Source organism: Enterobacter cloacae complex sp. ECL414 (assembly GCF_021869685.1).
Taxonomy (GTDB): Bacteria; Pseudomonadota; Gammaproteobacteria; order Enterobacterales; family Enterobacteriaceae; genus Enterobacter; species Enterobacter kobei.
The window spans coordinates 4,253,611-4,273,607 of sequence record NZ_CP091481.1; the positions used below are offsets into that span (position 1 = coordinate 4,253,611).

The 19,997-nt window shown below is 53.8% G+C and carries 15 protein-coding genes; 5 read left to right on the plus strand and 10 right to left on the minus strand.

Annotation, left to right across the window (positions count from 1 at the left end; all coding sequences use genetic code 11):
* Window positions 1-66 precede the first annotated feature (66 nt).
* The gene (locus tag L3068_RS20480) at window positions 67-1,569 is read left to right on the plus strand and encodes a helicase HerA-like C-terminal domain-containing protein (RefSeq protein WP_014885409.1); all 1,503 of its coding nucleotides are present in this window, start codon (window positions 67-69) and stop codon (window positions 1,567-1,569) included.
* Here L3068_RS20480 and mnmL read toward each other — a convergent pair.
* Window positions 1,549-2,490 (minus strand): tRNA modification radical SAM protein MnmL/YtqA, encoded by a 942-nt coding sequence (mnmL, locus tag L3068_RS20485; RefSeq protein WP_117581501.1) that lies wholly within the window; start codon window positions 2,488-2,490, stop codon window positions 1,549-1,551. The genes L3068_RS20480 and mnmL overlap by 21 nt on opposite strands.
* A gap of 686 nt (window positions 2,491-3,176) precedes the next feature.
* Between mnmL and gltB the strand changes: the two genes are divergently transcribed.
* A complete protein-coding gene (gene gltB, locus L3068_RS20490) occupies window positions 3,177-7,637 on the plus strand; it encodes a glutamate synthase large subunit (RefSeq protein ID WP_045268617.1) in 4,461 nt (1,486 codons plus the stop codon).
* A gap of 9 nt (window positions 7,638-7,646) precedes the next feature.
* Complete coding sequence (gene gltD / locus L3068_RS20495) at window positions 7,647-9,065, plus strand: glutamate synthase subunit GltD (protein WP_045134760.1); 1,419 nt, start codon at window positions 7,647-7,649, stop codon at window positions 9,063-9,065.
* A gap of 114 nt (window positions 9,066-9,179) precedes the next feature.
* On the opposite strand, the gene L3068_RS20500 is transcribed toward gltD, so the two are convergent.
* From L3068_RS20500 to zapE, 9 genes are all read right to left on the minus strand, one after another.
* Window positions 9,180-9,740: a DUF1120 domain-containing protein gene (locus L3068_RS20500; RefSeq protein WP_032635417.1), complete on the minus strand. Its 561-nt coding sequence runs from the start codon at window positions 9,738-9,740 to the stop codon at window positions 9,180-9,182.
* Complete coding sequence (locus L3068_RS20505) at window positions 9,737-12,157, minus strand: fimbrial biogenesis usher protein (RefSeq protein WP_117581491.1); 2,421 nt, start codon at window positions 12,155-12,157, stop codon at window positions 9,737-9,739. Before L3068_RS20505 ends, L3068_RS20500 begins: the two co-directional genes overlap by 4 nt.
* A 4-nt stretch (window positions 12,158-12,161) precedes the next feature.
* Entirely contained in the window at window positions 12,162-12,866 is a 705-nt protein-coding gene (locus L3068_RS20510; RefSeq protein ID WP_214602839.1) for a fimbria/pilus chaperone family protein, read from the minus strand.
* 120 nt (window positions 12,867-12,986) lie between these two features.
* The gene (locus L3068_RS20515; protein ID WP_117581495.1) at window positions 12,987-13,670 is read right to left on the minus strand and encodes a DUF1120 domain-containing protein; all 684 of its coding nucleotides are present in this window, start codon (window positions 13,668-13,670) and stop codon (window positions 12,987-12,989) included.
* A 453-nt stretch (window positions 13,671-14,123) separates the two neighbouring features.
* Entirely contained in the window at window positions 14,124-14,618 is a 495-nt protein-coding gene (sspB, locus tag L3068_RS20520) for a ClpXP protease specificity-enhancing factor (protein ID WP_014885417.1), read from the minus strand.
* 5 nt (window positions 14,619-14,623) lie between these two features.
* Window positions 14,624-15,262, minus strand: coding sequence for a stringent starvation protein SspA (gene sspA, locus L3068_RS20525; RefSeq protein WP_014885418.1), 639 nt, complete (start codon window positions 15,260-15,262; stop codon window positions 14,624-14,626).
* 308 nt (window positions 15,263-15,570) lie between these two features.
* Window positions 15,571-15,963, minus strand: coding sequence for a 30S ribosomal protein S9 (gene rpsI / locus L3068_RS20530; protein WP_003860436.1), 393 nt, complete (start codon window positions 15,961-15,963; stop codon window positions 15,571-15,573).
* Window positions 15,964-15,978: 15 nt separating this feature from the next.
* Window positions 15,979-16,407 (minus strand): 50S ribosomal protein L13, encoded by a 429-nt coding sequence (gene rplM, locus L3068_RS20535; protein WP_003860434.1) that lies wholly within the window; start codon window positions 16,405-16,407, stop codon window positions 15,979-15,981.
* 287 nt (window positions 16,408-16,694) lie between these two features.
* On the minus strand, window positions 16,695-17,819 hold the full coding sequence (gene zapE / locus L3068_RS20540; RefSeq protein WP_045134757.1) for a cell division protein ZapE: 1,125 nt from the start codon (window positions 17,817-17,819) through the stop codon (window positions 16,695-16,697).
* A gap of 189 nt (window positions 17,820-18,008) precedes the next feature.
* On the opposite strand from zapE, the gene zapG reads away from it, so the two are divergent.
* Window positions 18,009-18,407: a Z-ring associated protein ZapG gene (gene zapG / locus L3068_RS20545; RefSeq protein WP_010436126.1), complete on the plus strand. Its 399-nt coding sequence runs from the start codon at window positions 18,009-18,011 to the stop codon at window positions 18,405-18,407.
* Between the two features lie 170 nt (window positions 18,408-18,577).
* On the plus strand, window positions 18,578-19,945 hold the full coding sequence (gene degQ / locus L3068_RS20550) for a serine endoprotease DegQ (protein WP_023331415.1): 1,368 nt from the start codon (window positions 18,578-18,580) through the stop codon (window positions 19,943-19,945).
* The last annotated feature ends 52 nt before the right edge of the window (window positions 19,946-19,997 follow it).

Genomic DNA, 19,997 nt, shown 5'->3' on the forward strand with positions numbered 1-19,997 from the left:
ATTTACTCAGCCATTTTGCCGTCAGGTTGCCTATACTCCACCCAGGACTAAGAGAGGAAGCGCATTATGAGTACACCATTGTTAATTGCCCGGACGCTGGAAAAAGAGCTGTATCTTCTGCCCGCGATGGCGAACCGCCACGGCCTGATCACCGGCGCGACCGGGACGGGGAAAACCGTCACCCTGCAGAAGCTGGCGGAGTCGCTTTCAGAGATTGGCGTGCCGGTCTTTATGGCTGACGTGAAAGGCGATTTAACCGGTGTGGCTCAGGAGGGTACCGCCTCTGAAAAATTGCTCGAGCGGCTGAAGAATATTGGCATCACGGACTGGACGCCGCATGGCAACCCGGTGGTGGTATGGGATATCTTCGGTGAGAAAGGCCACCCGGTCCGCGCCACCGTCTCCGACCTCGGCCCGCTGCTGCTCGCCCGTCTGCTTAACCTTAACGATGTCCAGTCTGGGGTACTGAATATTATCTTCCGCATCGCCGATGACCAGGGACTGCTGCTGCTCGATTTCAAAGATCTGCGGGCCATTACCCAGTACATCGGGGATAACGCTAAATCTTTCCAGAACCAGTACGGCAATATCAGCAGCGCTTCTGTCGGCGCGATTCAACGCGGGTTACTGACTCTGGAACAACAGGGTGCCGAACACTTCTTTGGTGAACCGATGCTGGATATCAAAGACTGGATGCGCACCGACAGCAGTGGAAAAGGCATCATCAACATTCTGAGCTCAGAGAAGCTCTACCAGATGCCGAAACTCTACGCCGCCAGCCTGCTGTGGATGCTCTCCGAGCTTTATGAGCAGCTGCCCGAAGCGGGTGACCTGGAAAAACCGAAGCTGGTGTTCTTCTTTGACGAAGCACACCTGCTGTTCAACGACGCCCCACAGGTCTTGCTGGATAAGATTGAACAGGTCATCCGCCTCATCCGCTCCAAAGGCGTCGGCGTCTGGTTTGTCTCGCAAAACCCGTCGGATATCCCCGATAACGTGCTCGGACAGCTCGGCAACCGCGTCCAGCATGCCCTGCGCGCCTTCACGCCAAAGGATCAGAAAGCGGTGAAAGCCGCCGCGCAAACCATGCGTGCGAATCCAGCCTTTGATACCGAAGCCGCCATTCAGGCGCTGGGCACCGGTGAAGCGCTGATATCGTTCCTTGATGCGAAGGGCAGCCCATCCATCGTGGAACGTGCGATGGTGATTGCGCCCTGCTCGCGTATGGGGCCCGTCACTGATGATGAACGTAACGGCCTGATTAACCATTCTCCGGTTTACGGTAAGTACGAAGACGAGGTGGATCGCGAGTCCGCGTTTGAGATGCTGCAAAAAGGCGTGCAGGCAACAACGGAGTCCCAGGATGCCCCTGCCGCAAAAGGGCAGTCCGTCGCCGTAGATGATGGCATTCTCGGTGGACTCAAAGACATTCTGTTTGGCAGCACCGGTCCGCGCGGCGGCAAACGCGACGGCGTGGTGCAAACCATGGCGAAAAGCGCGGCGCGGCAGGTCACCAATCAGATTGTACGCGGCATGCTGGGGAGTTTGTTAGGCGGCCGTCGCCGGTAGACGGGGAACCCACGGGCGCCCCAGCGCCGAACCCTGTACGCCGTTTTGCTGCAGATAGCTGTCAATTTCCACCATCCCCGTCCAGCGGTTCTCACACCAGAGCGGTGCCAGAAGCGTTGGACGGCGAGCGCTGGCCGAGATGCGATGGTAAACAATCTCCGGCGGCGTGTGGCGAATCATATCCCCCGCGGTCACCGTATAGTCCTCAAGCTCAATACCGCTTAACCGCCCCGCTTGCCAGGCTTTCGCCATAATGCTTCCCGTAACGATGTGTAGCGGATGCAGCTTGATACCGTCCACACCGGTCTCAACGACCTTTTCCAGCGTCTCCAGGCCGTGCTGCTGCCCTTCGCCAGGGAGACCGACAATCAGGTGTGAACAGACCTTCAACCCACGCGCGCGCGCGAGGCGTGTGGTGCGCTGGTAACAGGCGAAATCATGGCCACGGTTAATGCGGTGCAGGGTTTTGTCATGTGCGGTCTGCAGGCCCAGTTCCAGCCAGATCTCGTAGCCTTGCTCCTTATACTCGCTGAGCAAGTCCAGCACCGCCTCCGGCACACAGTCCGGACGCGTACCGACGCACAACCCCACAATGTTCGCCTGCGTGACTGCCTGCTGATACATGGACCGCAGCACCTGCACTTCCGCCCAGGTACTGGTGTACGCCTGGAAATAGGCCAGATACTGCTTTGCGCGGTTAACCCGGCTGGCCTGATGTGCGAGCTGCTCTGCAATAGATTTATGCTGCTGAGCTTCGTCAGCAAAGGAGGCCACGTTACAGAAAGTGCAGCCACCGCGCCCGATGGTGCCATCGCGATTCGGACAGCTAAAACCGCCGTGCAGCGTCAGCTTGTGAACCTTTTGCCCGTAGCGCTGCAAAAGATCCCCACCAAACATATTGACTAATTTCTGTAACTGCATAATCTGATAGACCGTCCCAAAGAAAGGGGACAAGCCTGCCATTTTTAGCCTCTGTCGGCGATGACCTGGATCAATCGCCCTGGACGGCCTTTACCTATATGAATAAATACTCAGGATTACTGCAGTTTCATTCACACCACCTGTGATTACTTTTTCTTATGTTCTGATTGTTTTTTTCATTTATAGCGCCAGCACTGAAAAACAGTGACTTTATGCGGGTTTAGAACCCATGCCAGATTATTGTTCTGCGTTAAAACCACTATTCAGCACGCTACGTTGATAATACCGCTTACATATAGTGAGACAGATCACACTCCGTTGCGGTCTACAAGGGCTTTCAATCAATGTAAAAATAGTTAAACACCCTTTATTTACAAATACATAGCCACTCTTTAGCACATTTTTGGATAAATAAGATTGCCATTTGACCTGTGTACCAATTCCCGATAAGTTGGAAATCCGCTGGAAGCTTTCTGGATGAGCGGCCTGCTCATCATATTTATGCAGTAATTGAGATTCCCTCTGAAGCAAGTCCTCAAACTTGTTTACCTGCGCGAAAGGATGAAAAGAGGGCGAATGCGAGGTACGCGTATGAAGCGCAAACCCCGTCGCCATGCTCTTTCTGCGCCTGTGCGCCACGGTAAAGTTCAGAGAGAAGCCCGACGAGCCTGGGGAGGTTCACTGATATGTTGTACGATAAATCCCTTGAGAAGGATAACTGTGGTTTCGGCCTGATCGCCCACATAGAAGGCGAACCTAGCCACAAGGTAGTGCGTACCGCTATTCACGCACTGGCCCGTATGCAGCACCGTGGCGCCATCCTTGCTGATGGTAAAACCGGCGACGGTTGTGGCCTGCTGCTGCAAAAACCGGATCGTTTCTTCCGTATCGTTGCGGAAGAGCGCGGCTGGCGTTTAGCCAAAAACTACGCTGTCGGTATGCTGTTCCTGAACCAGGATCCTGAAAAGGCTGCCGCTTCACGCCGCATCGTCGAAGAAGAACTTCAGCGTGAAACCCTGTCGATTGTCGGCTGGCGCGATGTGCCAACCAACGAAGGGGTGCTCGGTGAAATCGCCCTCTCCTCACTGCCTCGTATTGAGCAGATTTTTGTTAACGCGCCTGCGGGCTGGCGTCCGCGCGATATGGAACGCCGCCTGTTTATCGCCCGTCGCCGCATTGAAAAACGTCTCCAGGACGATAAAGAGTTCTACGTCTGTAGCCTCTCCAACCTGGTCAATATCTATAAAGGTCTGTGTATGCCGGCTGATCTGCCGCGCTTTTACCTGGACCTGGCGGACCTGCGTCTGGAATCGGCCATTTGCCTGTTCCACCAGCGCTTCTCCACCAACACCGTTCCACGCTGGCCGCTGGCGCAGCCGTTCCGCTATCTGGCGCACAACGGCGAGATCAACACCATCACCGGTAACCGCCAGTGGGCTCGCGCCCGTACTTATAAGTTCCAGACGCCACTGATCCCTGACCTGCACGACGCTGCGCCGTTCGTGAATGAAACTGGCTCGGACTCAAGCTCCATGGACAACATGCTGGAGCTGCTGCTGGCGGGCGGGATGGACATCGTGCGCGCCATGCGTCTGCTGGTGCCACCGGCATGGCAGAACAACCCGGATATGGACCCTGAGCTGCGCGCCTTCTTCGACTTTAACTCCATGCACATGGAGCCGTGGGACGGCCCGGCGGGCATCGTTATGTCCGACGGTCGTTTTGCCGCCTGCAACCTGGACCGTAACGGTCTGCGTCCGGCGCGATACGTCATCACAAAAGACAAGCTCATCACCTGTGCCTCTGAAGTCGGTATCTGGGATTACCAGCCTGATGAAGTGGTCGAGAAAGGCCGCGTCGGTCCGGGCGAGCTGATGGTTATTGACACCCGCGGTGGGCGCATCCTGCACTCTGCCGAAACCGATCACGATCTGAAGAGCCGTCATCCATACAAAGAGTGGATGGAGAAGAACGTGCGTCGTCTGGTGCCGTTTGAAGATTTGTCGGACGAAGAAGTGGGCAGCCGCGAGCTGGACGACGATACGCTCGCAAGTTTCCAGAAACAGTTTAACTACAGCGCGGAAGAGCTGGACTCGGTTATCCGTGTGCTCGGTGAAAACGGCCAGGAAGCAGTCGGCTCCATGGGTGACGATACCCCATTTGCCGTGCTCTCCAGCCAGCCACGCATCATTTATGACTACTTCCGCCAGCAGTTCGCGCAGGTTACTAACCCGCCAATCGATCCGCTGCGTGAAGCCCACGTGATGTCGCTGGCCACCAGCATCGGTCGCGAGATGAACGTCTTCTGCGAAGCCGAAGGCCAGGCGCACCGTCTGACCTTTAAATCGCCGATCCTGCTGTACTCCGACTTCAAACAGCTCACCACCATGACCGAGGAGCACTACCGCGCCGACACGCTCGACATTACGTTTGACGTGAACGACGCGAGCCTAGAAGAGACGGTGAATGCGCTGTGTGACAAAGCCGAACAGATGGTGCGTAACGGTACCGTTCTGCTGGTGCTGTCTGACCGCAATATCGCGAAAAACCGTCTGCCGGTGCCTGCGCCAATGGCGGTGGGTGCTATCCAGACGCGTCTGGTGGATAAGAGCCTGCGCTGCGATGCCAACATCATTGTTGAAACCGCCAGCGCCCGCGACCCGCACCACTTTGCCGTGCTGTTAGGCTTTGGCGCGACGGCGATCTACCCGTACCTGGCCTACGAAACGCTGGCCCGTCTGGTGGATACCCGCGCGATCGACAAAGATTACCGTACTGTGATGCTGAACTACCGTAACGGCATCAACAAAGGCCTGTACAAGATCATGTCCAAAATGGGCATCTCGACCATTGCCTCTTATCGCTGTTCGAAGCTCTTTGAAGCGGTCGGCCTGCATGATGACGTGGCAAATCTCTGCTTCCAGGGCGTGGTTAGCCGTATCGGTGGAGCCGGTTTTGCTGACTTCCAGCAGGATCTGGTGAACCTGTCCAAACGTGCCTGGCTGGCACGTAAGCCGCTGGATCAGGGCGGTCTGCTGAAATACGTTCACGGTGGTGAATACCACGCCTATAACCCGGACGTGGTGCGCACGCTGCAGCAGGCGGTGCAGAGCGGTGAATACAGCGATTATCAGCAGTATGCTGAGCTGGTGAACAACCGTCCGGCGGCGACGCTGCGCGATCTCATTGCCCTGAATCCGGGTGATGAAGCGGTCAGCATTGACGACGTTGAGCCTGCTTCCGAGCTGTTCAAACGCTTCGACACCGCGGCAATGTCCATCGGCGCACTGAGCCCGGAAGCCCACGAGGCGCTGGCCGAAGCCATGAACAGCATCGGCGGTAACTCCAACTCCGGTGAAGGCGGTGAAGATCCGGCGCGTTACGGCACCAATAAAGTGTCCCGTATCAAGCAGGTAGCATCCGGTCGTTTTGGCGTGACGCCTGCGTACCTGGTCAACGCCGACGTGATTCAGATTAAAGTCGCTCAGGGTGCGAAACCGGGCGAAGGCGGTCAACTGCCGGGGGATAAAGTTACCCCGTACATCGCCAAACTGCGCTACTCGGTGCCGGGCGTGACGCTGATCTCCCCGCCACCGCACCACGATATCTACTCTATCGAGGACTTAGCGCAGCTGATTTTCGACCTGAAACAGGTCAACCCGAAAGCGATGATCTCCGTGAAGCTGGTTTCCGAACCGGGCGTGGGCACCATCGCCACCGGCGTGGCGAAAGCTTATGCGGATCTCATTACCATCGCCGGTTACGACGGTGGTACCGGTGCAAGCCCGCTCTCCTCCGTGAAATACGCGGGCTGTCCGTGGGAGCTGGGCCTGGTGGAAACCCAGCAGGCGCTGGTGGCGAACGGTCTGCGTCATAAGATCCGTCTTCAGGTGGACGGTGGCCTGAAAACTGGCCTCGACATCATCAAAGCCGCGATCCTCGGTGCGGAAAGCTTCGGCTTCGGTACAGGCCCAATGGTGGCGCTCGGCTGTAAATACCTGCGTATTTGCCACCTGAACAACTGCGCAACCGGTGTGGCGACCCAGGATGAGAAGCTGCGTAAGAACCACTATCACGGGCTGCCGTTCAAAGTGACCAACTACTTTGACTTCATCGCCCGGGAAACCCGCGAGCTGATGGCGCAGCTGGGCGTGAAGCGTCTGGTGGATCTGATTGGCCGTACCGACCTGCTGAAAGAGCTGGAAGGCTTCACGGCGAAGCAGCAGAAGCTGGAGCTCAGCAAGCTGCTGGAAACCGCGCAGCCACACCCAGGCAAAGCGGTGTACTGCACCGAGAACAACCCACCGTTTGACAATGGCGTGTTGAATGCGCAGCTGTTGCATCAGGCGAAACCGTATGTGGACGAGAAGCAGAGCAAGACGTTCTGGTTTGATATCCGCAACACCGACCGTTCTGTAGGCGCGTCGCTCTCCGGTTATATCGCGCAAACGCACGGTGACCAGGGACTGGCAGCGGATCCGATTACCGCGCACTTCAGCGGCACTGCGGGTCAGAGCTTCGGGGTGTGGAACGCAGGCGGCGTTGAGCTGTACCTGACCGGTGACGCCAACGACTACGTCGGTAAAGGCATGGCGGGTGGTCTGCTGGCAGTGCGCCCTCCGGTCGGCTCTGCCTTCCGCAGCCACGAAGCGAGCATCATCGGTAACACCTGTCTGTACGGCGCGACCGGCGGTCGTCTGTTCGCCGCGGGCCGTGCGGGTGAGCGTTTTGCGGTGCGTAACTCCGGTGCCATCACCGTGGTGGAAGGCATTGGCGATAACGGTTGTGAATACATGACGGGCGGGATTGTTTGCGTTCTGGGTAAAACCGGCGTGAACTTTGGCGCAGGCATGACGGGCGGTTTTGCCTACGTCCTGGATGAAGACGGTGAGTTCCGCAAACGCGTGAACCCGGAACTGGTGGAAGTGCTGGACGTTGATACGCTGGCTATCCATGAAGAACACCTGCGCGGTTTGATTACCGAACACGTGCAGCATACCGGTTCTTCGCGCGGCGAAGAGATCCTGGCGAACTGGCCAGCGTTCTCAGCGAAATTTGCGCTGGTTAAACCGAAGTCCAGCGATGTTAAAGCCCTGTTGGGTCACCGTAGTCGTAGCGCAGCAGAGCTGCGCGTGCAGGCGCAGTAAGGAATTCAGATGAGCCAGAACGTATACCAGTTTATCGACCTGCAGCGTGTTGATCCGCCAAAGAAACCGCTGAAGATCCGTAAAATTGAATTTGTTGAGATTTACGAGCCGTTCTCAGAAGGCCAGGCCAAAGCGCAGGCAGACCGCTGCCTGTCCTGCGGTAACCCTTATTGCGAATGGAAATGCCCGGTCCATAACTACATCCCGAACTGGCTGAAGCTGGCCAACGAAGGGCGTATTTTTGAAGCCGCCGAACTCTCACACCAGACCAACACCCTGCCGGAAGTGTGCGGCCGCGTGTGTCCTCAGGACCGCCTGTGTGAAGGTTCCTGTACCCTGAACGACGAGTTTGGTGCGGTGACCATCGGTAACATTGAGCGCTACATCAATGATAAAGCGTTCGAGATGGGCTGGCGTCCGGATATGACCGGCGTGAAGCAAACCGATAAGCGCGTGGCGATCATCGGTGCTGGCCCGGCGGGCCTGGCCTGTGCGGACGTGCTGACCCGCAACGGCGTGAAGGCGGTGGTCTTTGACCGTCATCCGGAAATCGGTGGTCTGCTGACCTTTGGTATTCCGGCCTTTAAGCTGGAAAAAGAGGTCATGACCCGTCGCCGTGAAATCTTCACCGGCATGGGTATTGAGTTCAAACTGAATGTGGAAGTGGGCCGCGACGTGCAGCTCGACGATCTGCTGAAGGATTACGACGCGGTGTTCCTCGGCGTGGGCACCTATCAGTCCATGCGCGGCGGTCTGGAGAACGAAGATGCGCCGGGCGTGTTTGATGCTCTGCCGTTCCTGATTGCCAATACTAAGCAGATTATGGGCTACGGCGAAACCGCCGACGAACCGTTCGTCAGCATGGAAGGCAAACGCGTGGTGGTGCTGGGCGGCGGTGATACCGCGATGGACTGCGTGCGTACCTCTATTCGTCAGAATGCGGCGCACGTCATCTGCGCCTACCGCCGTGACGAAGAGAACATGCCGGGCTCTAAACGCGAAGTGAAAAACGCGCGTGAAGAGGGCGTGGAATTCCAGTTCAACATCCAGCCTCTGGGTATTGAAGTGAATGCTAACGGCAAAGTGAGCGGCGTGAAGATGGCGCGTACGGAGATGGGTGCGCCGGATGCGAAAGGCCGTCGTCGTGCAGAGATTGTCGCAGGCTCTGAGCATGTGATCCCGGCTGATGCCGTGGTGATGGCGTTCGGTTTCCGTCCTCACAGCATGGAGTGGCTGGCGAAGCACAGCGTTGAGCTTGACTCTCAGGGTCGTATTATCGCCCCTGAAGGCAGCGATAACGCTTTCCAGACCAGCAACCCAAAAATCTTCGCGGGTGGCGATATCGTTCGCGGTTCTGACCTGGTGGTGACAGCCATTGCCGAAGGGCGTAAAGCGGCCGACGGGATTATGAACTACCTGGAAGTGTAAGAAAAAAGCCGGATGGTATTTACCCTCCGGCTTTTTTTATGCGGTTTACAGCCATTGATTATCACCCTCCCCCGCATGCAGCTCCGCTTTTAAGGAGTGCCGCGAAGAGAAGGGTTACTTCGTCAATAAACTCCAGGACAAATCACTTTCCAGCGTAGTTTGATCTGTCAGATGGCTGAACGCGCTATCGTTGAGAACCGGCGAGAGCGTTACGTTGAAACTCATCTGCTGGCCGGAAGGAACCTGGTTATTCTCAAGCGCAATCACCGCCTCGTTATTACGCAGGTAGAGAGGTGTCGGCGTACCGTTTTCAGGCGTAAAATTTAGCTGATCAACTGTTTTACCCACACTGTAACTTTTGCCATCGACGGTCATGTTGTCAATTTTGACCGCGACACCACCGGACTGCCCAAAAAGAAACCGCCCCTTATCTCCAGCTGTACCGCGCAGTAACACCGCCATCTGCTGAGTCTGAGGACAGAAAACGTTGACCGTGATGTCACGATCGGCCATTTTGTGCCAGTCCTGTTGCGTCGTTTCGATCGTATCCCGACGCATCTCGTGATAATCCACCACCGGCTGTGAGAGGCTGATCTGGCAGTCTTCAGCATGGGTTACCCCTGTCATACCGAGCATCAGCAAGGCAACTAAGCCCGATAAGTGTCGACTGTTCATCGGCAGACTCCGTTCACTTCTTCGTAGAAGGCATTTTCGTCACGCTTATCAGCCAGAGTGTAATCAATCTTACACAGTCGGTTATTGTTACCGTCTAGCGCGTAGAGGGCGCTCAGCTGATCGGCATCGTTAATAAAGACGTGGCCATCATCAACCGTGGTCACGATATAGTTACCTTTCTCATCAACAATCGAGATCCCTTTATTCAGGGGCTGACCGTTAGCCTGCTTTACGCTCAGCATGACGCGGCGGCTGTTGAGTACTTTGAAATCAATCTCGCTGACCGAAGCATGGCCTGCGGCGATATATTTCGTGCCGTTAGCAAGCGTCATACTCTGCGGCAGCTTGTTAGCATCAATTTCTATGCGGGAGTTATGCCATTCGTTGAGAGAAGGCACCACGGCCTGGCCCCATGGATCGGTCCAGACGGTGCCTTGCGGAGTGGAAATTTCAACGCCGCTCTTCTTCTCGCTCAGTCTGGCAATCGCGAAGGTATCCTGAATCGAATACGGCGAGAAAGTCACGCCCTCTTTATGCATGGCCACGCCACCCGACAATGTCGCACTGTAGTTCCGCTGATTATCACCACTGGTTCCGCCCCCCACGCTTAGCTGCGTATAGTGGAGGTTAGTGTTGATGTTGCCATTGAAGCTGTTGTCTTTGGTATCCTGATCGCGATCGGCTGAGATGTAATAGTGCGTATTGTCTCCCAGCGAGCCGCTGTTAGACACGCCATAGGTGGTGCTATCACCCTGTTTACGCATATAGGAACTGATCGACTGACTGCCACCGAGCGGGATGCTCACATTGACGTAGAACATCTCATTGTCCTGATCGTCATCGACATTACCGACCGCACTTTGCCAGTTCATGGACACTGACGCGTACGAAAAGGTCTTGCCCCAGGACAGCAGGAGATAACGTGAGTCATCCCTACCACCATTGGTCTGGTTGTAGTTGAACCCTGCGCTAAACACCCCCGCCAGAGGGGAGGAGAAACGAACGTTGCCAGAATAGGTATTGTCATATCCCTGATAATCGTCATCCATTGCGTCAGCCATTTCGCGGTACTCGCCGCTGTAATGCGTCGCACTGCCTGAAAGACCGACATACTGGTTCAGGATATAATCACTTTGCAGATCGGTTTTTACTCCGCTGCTGCTGTCACCAAAGCTTGCACTGCTGACTGCTGCGCCCGTTGAAAGAGTCCAGTCATCGTTTATCAGGAACTCTGTTCTGCCGCCTGCTGCCTGGTAGTTTTCCGCAGCTGCACCAGAAGCCAGGAGATTCATCCACGGTGAGATGCGCCAGCCGTCAGAAATGTTCATTACCAGCGGATCGCTATATTCGCTTTCGATGCTGCGCACCTGACCTACAGAAAGGGTCAACCCCTGTGGGCGTGAAAGGTTGCGCGCCCTTACCTGAGACGCCGGGACAATAAACCGGTTAGTCGCACCATCGGACTCTACCACCGAGACGTCCAGATCCACATTGTTGCGAACCACGGGCACGTCATCCAGCGTGAAGGGGCCAGCAGGCACAAGGGTACTGAAGACCAACTGCCCGTTCTGGCGGACTTCTACACGTGCCTGGGAAGACTGGGCGATACCGGAAACACTCACGCCAGAGCTTGTTTTCGCCAGGCCGCTGGTCGGCATAAACTGCACGCCGGTAATCGGCACGCCGCTCAACACGTTAGACATGGCGTTGATTTCACCCACCTGCATCGTCATCTTCTGCGCGGCAAATACATGTTCTGCATAGGTGTAAATGCTTTCAGCATTTCGGCTACCGTTGTCATCCGTCAGGATATAACGGCTGCGCAGCGCCCAGTCCATCGTGTTGAATCCGGCTTCCAGGCTGGCCTGAGAGTAGCGGCTAGTGTCGTTGTCACCATAGTCGTTATGGGTACTGAACAATGAATAGTTCAGCAGCGCCGCCGTTCCGCCATGCTGAAAGTTTTTGATATCTCCCGACAGACTGTTCACCGCTTCAGCTGGCAGATAGAGTTCAACGGCTTCCTGGTTAGGCAAAGCGTTGATGATGGCTTTAGGATAGTTATCACGAATATCGTGACACGCCTCATCGGACTTTATTGGCACAGGCATCAGCCCGGCAAACTCCATGAGATCGTTGTCAAAGCAAAGCACGCCATCTTTGTTGAAACGAACTGCAGCCATTCCTCGCTCTTTCCCATTGACCTTCACCGAAACGGAGTGGGTTCCGGGTAAAAATCGCGGTGCTTCAGCGAAGTAATGGTTGAAATCTGTATTCAACCCCAGCGTTTGCATAATCCCCGTATCGAAGGTGACTTCCCTCGCCAGGACGGATGTCGAATCAAGTAATACCAGAGGTAATGTGCCGCAAAGAATGGCGCGGACACAAAATGCAAGGCGGCTTTGTTTAATCACCGTCATATCCCTATTTATTTAATTCCGACGTAAAGCTCGGTACCTCAACGCCATAGCGGCTGGCCGGGAAAAACTTAACGCTGCTGTCACCGCTGACTTTCTTTTTCATATCAGCCGTTAGCGTTTCGCCAGGAAGAATGTAGGTTTTGGACAGAGTGGCACTCACACCTGAAGGCAGCAGCATTACGTTCTGCCCAAGACGGACCACATATTTGCTAGGGTTTTTCACGGTGACAGACGCGCCGTTTGAAGACCACTTAAGGAACTTCCAGGCATCAGTAACCACTCCCAGAGATGCCGGACGAATAAGCACGGGGATATCCTGGCGAATGTTTATACCGATCTTGATTTTTTTATCATCGTTTTTAGGTGGAATACCGTCGAACGTGACGCGTTTATAATGCTCAACGTTCAACGGTTGTTTATTCTGAAGAATAAAGCGCAACTGCTGCGTCTGACCTGGCTCAAGACGTACCACTGGCTGCGTCGCAATAAGCTTAAGACCGGTATCATCCGGCAGATCAACAACATTCGTATATAAAAGTGAAGGGTGCGAGTCGGTATTCTTGACGTTTATCGTTCCACTGTGCGTCGCTTCATCAATGATTAACAGACTGGTTTCAGGCACCATGCCTTCTGCATGTACAGCAACACTGGCAGACAATAATGTGGCAGTAATAAGTGTATTAATTAAAGTGGATTTTAAACCTTGCATAATAATATCTCCTTGAAAGCAACAACAGAACAGTCCATGTTTATCGCGCCGTTAAAAAGAGAGTAAATGCAGCGCATTTACTCTCCGGTAATTAAATAACATTTACTCGATTAAAAAGTCTTACAGATAACGCAGACTGATTGTTACCTGACCGTCAAGCTGGGTGTCATCAGTGATCGCCAGCGTGGTGGTATCCTGGATCGCCAGGGAGGTTACCAGTGGGAAGGTTGCAGTTTCGAACGCCAGAGGAGCCAAAGAGCCAACAGTCGCAACGGTGAAATCACGATAGTTGTCGCCCTGAGTAGAACCGTTGCTGCTCTTAGTCCATACACCTGCAGCGCCCTGCTGGTAAATTGGATCAACAGTAGCACCATCAGCCACTACGCTGTCAGTTTTAACAAACATTGAATAAGAACCGATGCTTACTGGTGTTGCACCTGCAGTTTTACCGACACCATAAAGCTGGCTTTCAGAAGTCTGAGAATCCCCACCAAACATGCCCTTCTCAACTTCGAGTTTCGCGTTTGAATCTTTGCGATCGTCAACCATGTTCCAGGAGACTTTCGTTGCCGCGGTGCAATTAATGGTCAGGTCGATATTTTTCTGACCCAGCTGGTTAACCGCTGTAGCACTCAAATTGCCCAGATTAATTGTACCGTAGTCAACGGTACCACCATTACTTAATGTTGGCGTACATGCTGCATTTGTCAGCGTACCCTTAACCTTCAGAACAGCGGTAGGGTTAGCAGCAAATGCTGATGTTACACACAGAGAAAGGGCGGTAGCGAGTAATACTTTTTTCACTTGTTAATCCTTAACATACGAGAAATTGCAATATTAAATCACGTAATGGTAAATGCCTTTACCGATTACTGATTGTAGTCATGCTTGTCAGCATGCGCCCATAATATTATTTTTATAAATACATGCAATTTAGCAAAATTAATTTTGATATTAAGAATATCAAAAAACTGATTATTTCCTTAATTTATTAAGGAATTACTCGTTTAAAAAGGAGATTAACATCAAAAAAATAATATTACTCAAAATTTACCTTTACTTTTATCACTATTTTGATATTGGCTTAAATCACAATAATTCACAGGAATTATAAATCCATTTAATTATTAACCAAGTGATGAAGAATCAAGAGGTATAAACAATGCTTGTTTATACCTATCGTCACGATTATTTGAAATAAGAATAAAAAAAAGCCAGTGATATCACTGGCTTTTAATAAACAGGCCGCAAGCGGATTTATTTCACTACGCGTAGTGCTGGACGACCACCGCGCGGCGGCGGTGTGTCATCAGGATCGTCGTCGTCGTGATGGTCGGGCTTATCGCCGTCGATCACCGACATGACCGTTTCACCTTCAGCGCCAGCTTCTTCATCGTCATTGACGTGAATTGCGTCTTCGTCATACGCCGCTTCCGGCTCAAACATGGTGCCTGCACCGTTTTCACGCGCATAAATCGCCAGCACCGCAGCCAGCGGCACAGAAACCTGACGCGGTACACCGCCGAAACGCGCGTTAAAGCGCACTTCGTCGTTGGCCAGTTCGAGGTTACCCACCGCGCGTGGCGCGATGTTCAGTACGATTTGTCCGTCGCGTGCATATTCCATTGGAACCAGCACGCCCGGCAACGTCACATCCACAACCAGGTGCGGCGTGAGCTGGTTATCCAGCAGCCATTCATAGAAGGCGCGCAGCAGATACGGACGGCGTGGGGTCAGTTGTGACATTTCCACAGTCATTAGCCTCGGCCGAGACGCATTTCACGTTCCGGTTCAGTTAAAGATGCCAGGAAAGAGTCGCGCTCAAATACGCGGGTCATATAGCCCTTCAGCTCTTTCGCGCCAGGACCGCTGAACTCTACGCCCAGGGTTGGCAGACGCCACAGCAGCGGCGCCAGGTAGCAATCCACCAGGCTGAACTCATCGCTCAGGAAGAAGGGTTTTTGACCAAATACAGGGGCAATGGCCAGCAGCTCTTCGCGCAGTTGCTTACGCGCTGCATCGGCTTCAGAAGCGGAACCGCTGGTGATGACGTTCATCAGCGAGTACCAGTCTTTTTCGATACGCTGCATGTACAGGCGGCTTTCACCACGCGCAACAGGGTAAACAGGCATCAGCGGCGGATGCGGGAAACGCTCATCCAGGTATTCCATAATGATACGGGATTCCCACAGGGTCAGCTCGCGATCCACCAGCGTCGGTACGCTTTGGCTCGGGTTGAGATCGATCAGATCCTGAGGCGGGTTATCCTTTTCCACATGCTCGATCTCAAAACTGACACCTTTCTCGGCCAGCACGATACGAACCTGATGGCTATAAATGTCAGTAGGACCAGAAAACAGCGTCATTACCGAACGTTTGTTGGCAGCGACAGCCATGAAAACCTCCAGGTATATTCAGAATTTTTACTGCTACCGGCCCAACAGGGGCCAGCCAGATGTTGTATCGCCCATCCCAGAGAAGACACATTGTTCAGGAATCGAACAAAAATCGAGTATTCACCGACATTTGGGCAGAAAATTGGATGATAGTTTACCAGATTTTGATGGCTTTGTGGTGAGGGGATTCTGGAAAAGAGGAAAAAGAGAAGATATATGCATGGATATTGTGGATAACCTGCGCATTATCCATAAAAAAACCCGCCGAAGCGGGTTTTTCGCCAATCGTTCTGCGTAAGCAGAATGGATTAACGTTTGGAGAACTGTGGACGACGACGTGCTTTACGCAGACCCACTTTCTTACGTTCAACCTGACGAGCGTCACGAGTAACGAAGCCAGCTTTACGCAGTTCAGAACGCAGGGATTCGTCGTACTCCATCAGAGCGCGGGTGATACCGTGACGGATCGCACCTGCCTGACCGGAGATACCACCACCTTTAACGGTGATGTACAGATCCAGTTTTTCTACCATGTCAACCAGTTCCAGCGGCTGGCGAACTACCATGCGGGCAGTTTCGCGACCGAAGTATTGTTCCAGAGAACGCTGGTTGATTACGATTTTACCACTGCCCGGTTTGATGAAAACGCGAGCTGCGGAACTTTTGCGGCGACCAGTGCCGTAGTATTGATTTTCAGCCATTGCCTATAATCCCGATTAGATGTCAAGAACTTGCGGTTGCTGTGCCGCGTGGTTGTGCTCGTTGCCTGCGTAAACTTTCAGTTTACGGAACATAGCACGACCCAGCGGGCCTTTTGGCAGCATGCCTTTAACCGCGATTTCAATCACACGCTCAGGACGGCGAGCAATCATCTCTTCAAAGGTCGCTTCTTTGATACCACCGATGTGGCCGGTGTGGTGGTAGTACATTTTGTCAGTACGCTTGTTGCCGGTTACAGCAACTTTATCAGCGTTCAGAACGATGATGTAATCACCGGTATCAACGTGCGGAGTGTATTCCGCTTTATGCTTACCGCGCAGGCGACGAGCCAGTTCAGTAGCCAGACGGCCCAGAGTTTTACCGGTCGCGTCAACAACATACCAGTCGCGCTGTACGGTTTCTGGTTTAGCTGTAAAAGTTTTCATTAAAAGCTTACCCAAATAATAAGTTACACGTTGGTGAACACCCAAACGTTTAGTCAGTTGAGGTTCACACGACAAAGTCCGGCAAACCTACCCCTTCGAATAGCACATGCCGACACATAGAAAGTTTCGGGAAAAAAACCTTCTCGTAACGTGGGGTCGCAAGATTATAGAGAAGTTGAGGTCAAAGATCGACCCTTAAATGTGATTTGGAATGGGTTTTTCGGGGTTAAGTATTGTGTGGTCTGGTGCCCTCACCCCCGGCCCCTCTCCACGGGAGAGGGTGGCATTTATGGCATATGCTCCCGCTTCAGGTATTCCTCGCTCTGCATCTCCTGCAGGCGCGACAGGCAGCGCTGGAACTCAAACTTAAGCCGCTCGCCCTGGTAGATCTCATATAAAGGTACCTCGGCGCTGACCACCAGCTTAACGTGGCGCTCATAAAACTCGTCCACCAGGGCAATGAAGCGTCGCGCTTCACTTTCCATCAGTTTCGTCATCACCGGCACATCCAGTACCATCACGGTGTGGAAGAGACGCGAAAGCGCAATGTAGTCGTGCTGACTACGGGCATCCACGCAGAGCGTCGTAAAGGAGACCGCCAGCGTTTGGTTTTCGACGCCGAGCGTTGGCAGCGGGCGATGGTTTATCTCCAGCGTCGGTGCATGTTCACGTTTTGTGCCCGCCAGCGCCAGCCACAGTTTATCCATCTCGCGGGTAGTCTCCGCATTGAGCGGCGAAAGCCACAAATGGGCCTGGGTCAGCGTGCGTAACCGGTAATCCACCCCGGCATCCACGTTCATGATGTCGCAGTGTTGCTTGATAGCATCAATAGCGGGCAAGAAGCGCGCCCGTTGCAGGCCGTTGCGATAGAGCTCGTCCGGCGGAATATTCGAAGTCGCCACCAGCGTGATCCCTCGGGCGAACAGGGCTTTCATCAGGCCGCCTAGCAGCATGGCGTCGGTGATGTCAGACACAAAAAACTCATCGAAGCAGAGCACGTCTGTTTCCGCCTTGAATCTGTCGGCCACAATCTCCAGCGGATCGCTTTTGCCCTGCAGCGCGGTCAGTTCCTCATGCACCCGCAGCATAAAACGGTGAAAGTGCAGACGCTGCTTACGTGCGCCAGGCAGGCTGAGATAGAACAGGTCCATCAGCCAGGTTTTTCCGCGCCCGACCCCGCCCCACATATATAAACCACGCACCGGAGCCTGAGTCTGTGGCGTTTTTTTACCGAGCAATCGTCCAAATGCCGCTTTTAGCCCACTGCTCTGATCAACGTCAGCGGGTTTTGCCGTGAGTTCCTGATAAATCATCTCCAGGCGGTTTACCGCCTCACGTTGAACATCATCTGGTTGGTGCGTGCCCTCGTTAAGGGCCTGTTGATATCGCGACGCAGGGGACAGGTTTTGCATAATCTTATTGTTATTCCTTCAATTAACGCTCACCAGCAGGCGTGACTGATGAAAAAAAGGCCGTTCTACACTACGCGATGATACGTCAGGATTCCACTTCTGCGGAAATAGCGGTTATAGTGGCATTATCAGGCACAGGCAGGAGCCGAGCCAACACCCTACGGAACAACAAGACAACGGGAGAAGTTCATGACCTGGGAATATGCGCTAATCGGTTTAGTCGTCGGCATCGTGATCGGTGCTGTGGCCATGCGTTTCGGTAACCGCAAATTGCGTCAGCAGCAGTCACTGCAGTACGAACTGGAAAAGAACAAAGCAGAGCTGGAAGAGTATCGCGAAGAGCTGGTTAGCCACTTTGCCCGTAGCGCTGAGCTGCTGGACAATATGGCAACCGACTACCGTCAGCTGTATCAGCATATGGCGAAGAGCTCCAGCAGCCTGCTGCCGGAAATGACCGCGGAAACGAACCCGTTCCGCAACCGTCTGGCAGACTCGGAGGCCGGTAACGATCAGGCTCCGGTTCAGATGCCTCGTGACTATTCTGACGGCGCATCCGGTCTGCTACGCGGTGGCGCAAAACGCGATTAATCGCACAACCTGAATATATTTTACGGGCGCATCCCTTGCGCCCGTCCTTTCTTCCCGTCCCCAGCTATTATTTAGTCAAACGCCTCATTGTTCAGCGGTATAAAATTCAATAACATCATTATGATTTTGGGCCGTTCTTCTTTCATTCCAGGATACGAGAGTCAGCATCAATGAAGAAAAAAAACCAGCTGTTGAGCGCTTTAGCGTTAAGTGTCGGGTTATCCCTCTCGGCGTCCTTCCCTGCCAGTGCGGCGTTGCCCTCACAGGTGCCGGGACAAGCAGCCATTCCAAGCCTCGCGCCGATGCTGGAAAAAGTGTTGCCTGCGGTTGTCAGCGTGCAGGTTGAAGGTACGGCAGTACAAAGCCAGCGCGTACCGGAAGAACTGAAAAAATATTTTGGCGATGAGGGCCCTGACCAGCAGGCACAACCCTTTGAAGGTCTGGGTTCAGGCGTCATTATTGATGCGGCCAAAGGCTATATCCTGACCAACAATCATGTCATCAGCCAGGCCGATAAAATCAGCGTACAGCTGAACGATGGTCGCGAATTTGACGCTAAACTGATTGGCGGTGATGACCAGAGCGACATCGCACTGCTGCAGGTACAAAACCCGAGCAACCTGACCCAGATTGCCATTGCGGATTCCGACAAACTCCGCGTCGGTGATTTTGCCGTTGCCGTGGGCAACCCCTTTGGTTTAGGACAAACCGCCACCTCCGGCATTATCTCTGCGCTGGGGCGTAGCGGCCTGAATCTGGAAGGTCTGGAAAACTTTATCCAGACCGATGCCTCGATCAACCGCGGGAACTCCGGCGGGGCGTTGCTCAACCTTAACGGTGAGCTGATTGGGATTAACACAGCGATACTGGCACCGGGCGGCGGCAGTATCGGGATCGGCTTTGCTATCCCGAGCAATATGGCCAAAACGCTGGCACAGCAGCTTATCCAGTTTGGCGAAGTCAAACGCGGGCTGTTGGGTATCAAAGGCATGGAGATGAGTGCGGATATTGCAAAAGCGTTCAATATTAACGTGCAGCGTGGTGCTTTTGTCAGTGAAGTGCTGCCAAACTCCGGCTCGGCAAAAGCAGGCATCAAATCAGGCGATGTAATCGTCAGCCTCAACGATAAGCCATTGAGCAGCTTTGCTGAATTGCGCTCGCGTATTGCCACGACTGAGCCCGGTGCGAAGGTGAAACTCGGTCTGATCCGTGACGGTAAGCCGTTGAACGTCGAAGTGACGCTGGATAAGAGTACCTCGTCATCGGCCAGCGCGGAGCTTATCGCCCCTGCGCTGCAAGGGGCAACGTTGAGCGACGGACAACTGAAAGACGGAACGAAAGGCATTCGCATCGACACCGTTGAGAAGAGCAGCCCTGCCGCGCAGGCCGGATTGCATCAGGAAGACGTCATCATTGGCGTAAACCGTAATCGCGTGCAATCCATCGCTGAACTTCGCAAAGTGCTGGAGAGCAAGCCGGCGGTCATTGCCCTGCAGGTGATGCGCGGCAATGAGTCCATCTACATTCTGTTGCGCTAAGCATTTGCTATCCCGGACATCACCGCTGCGTGTGATGTCCGGATAACTCATG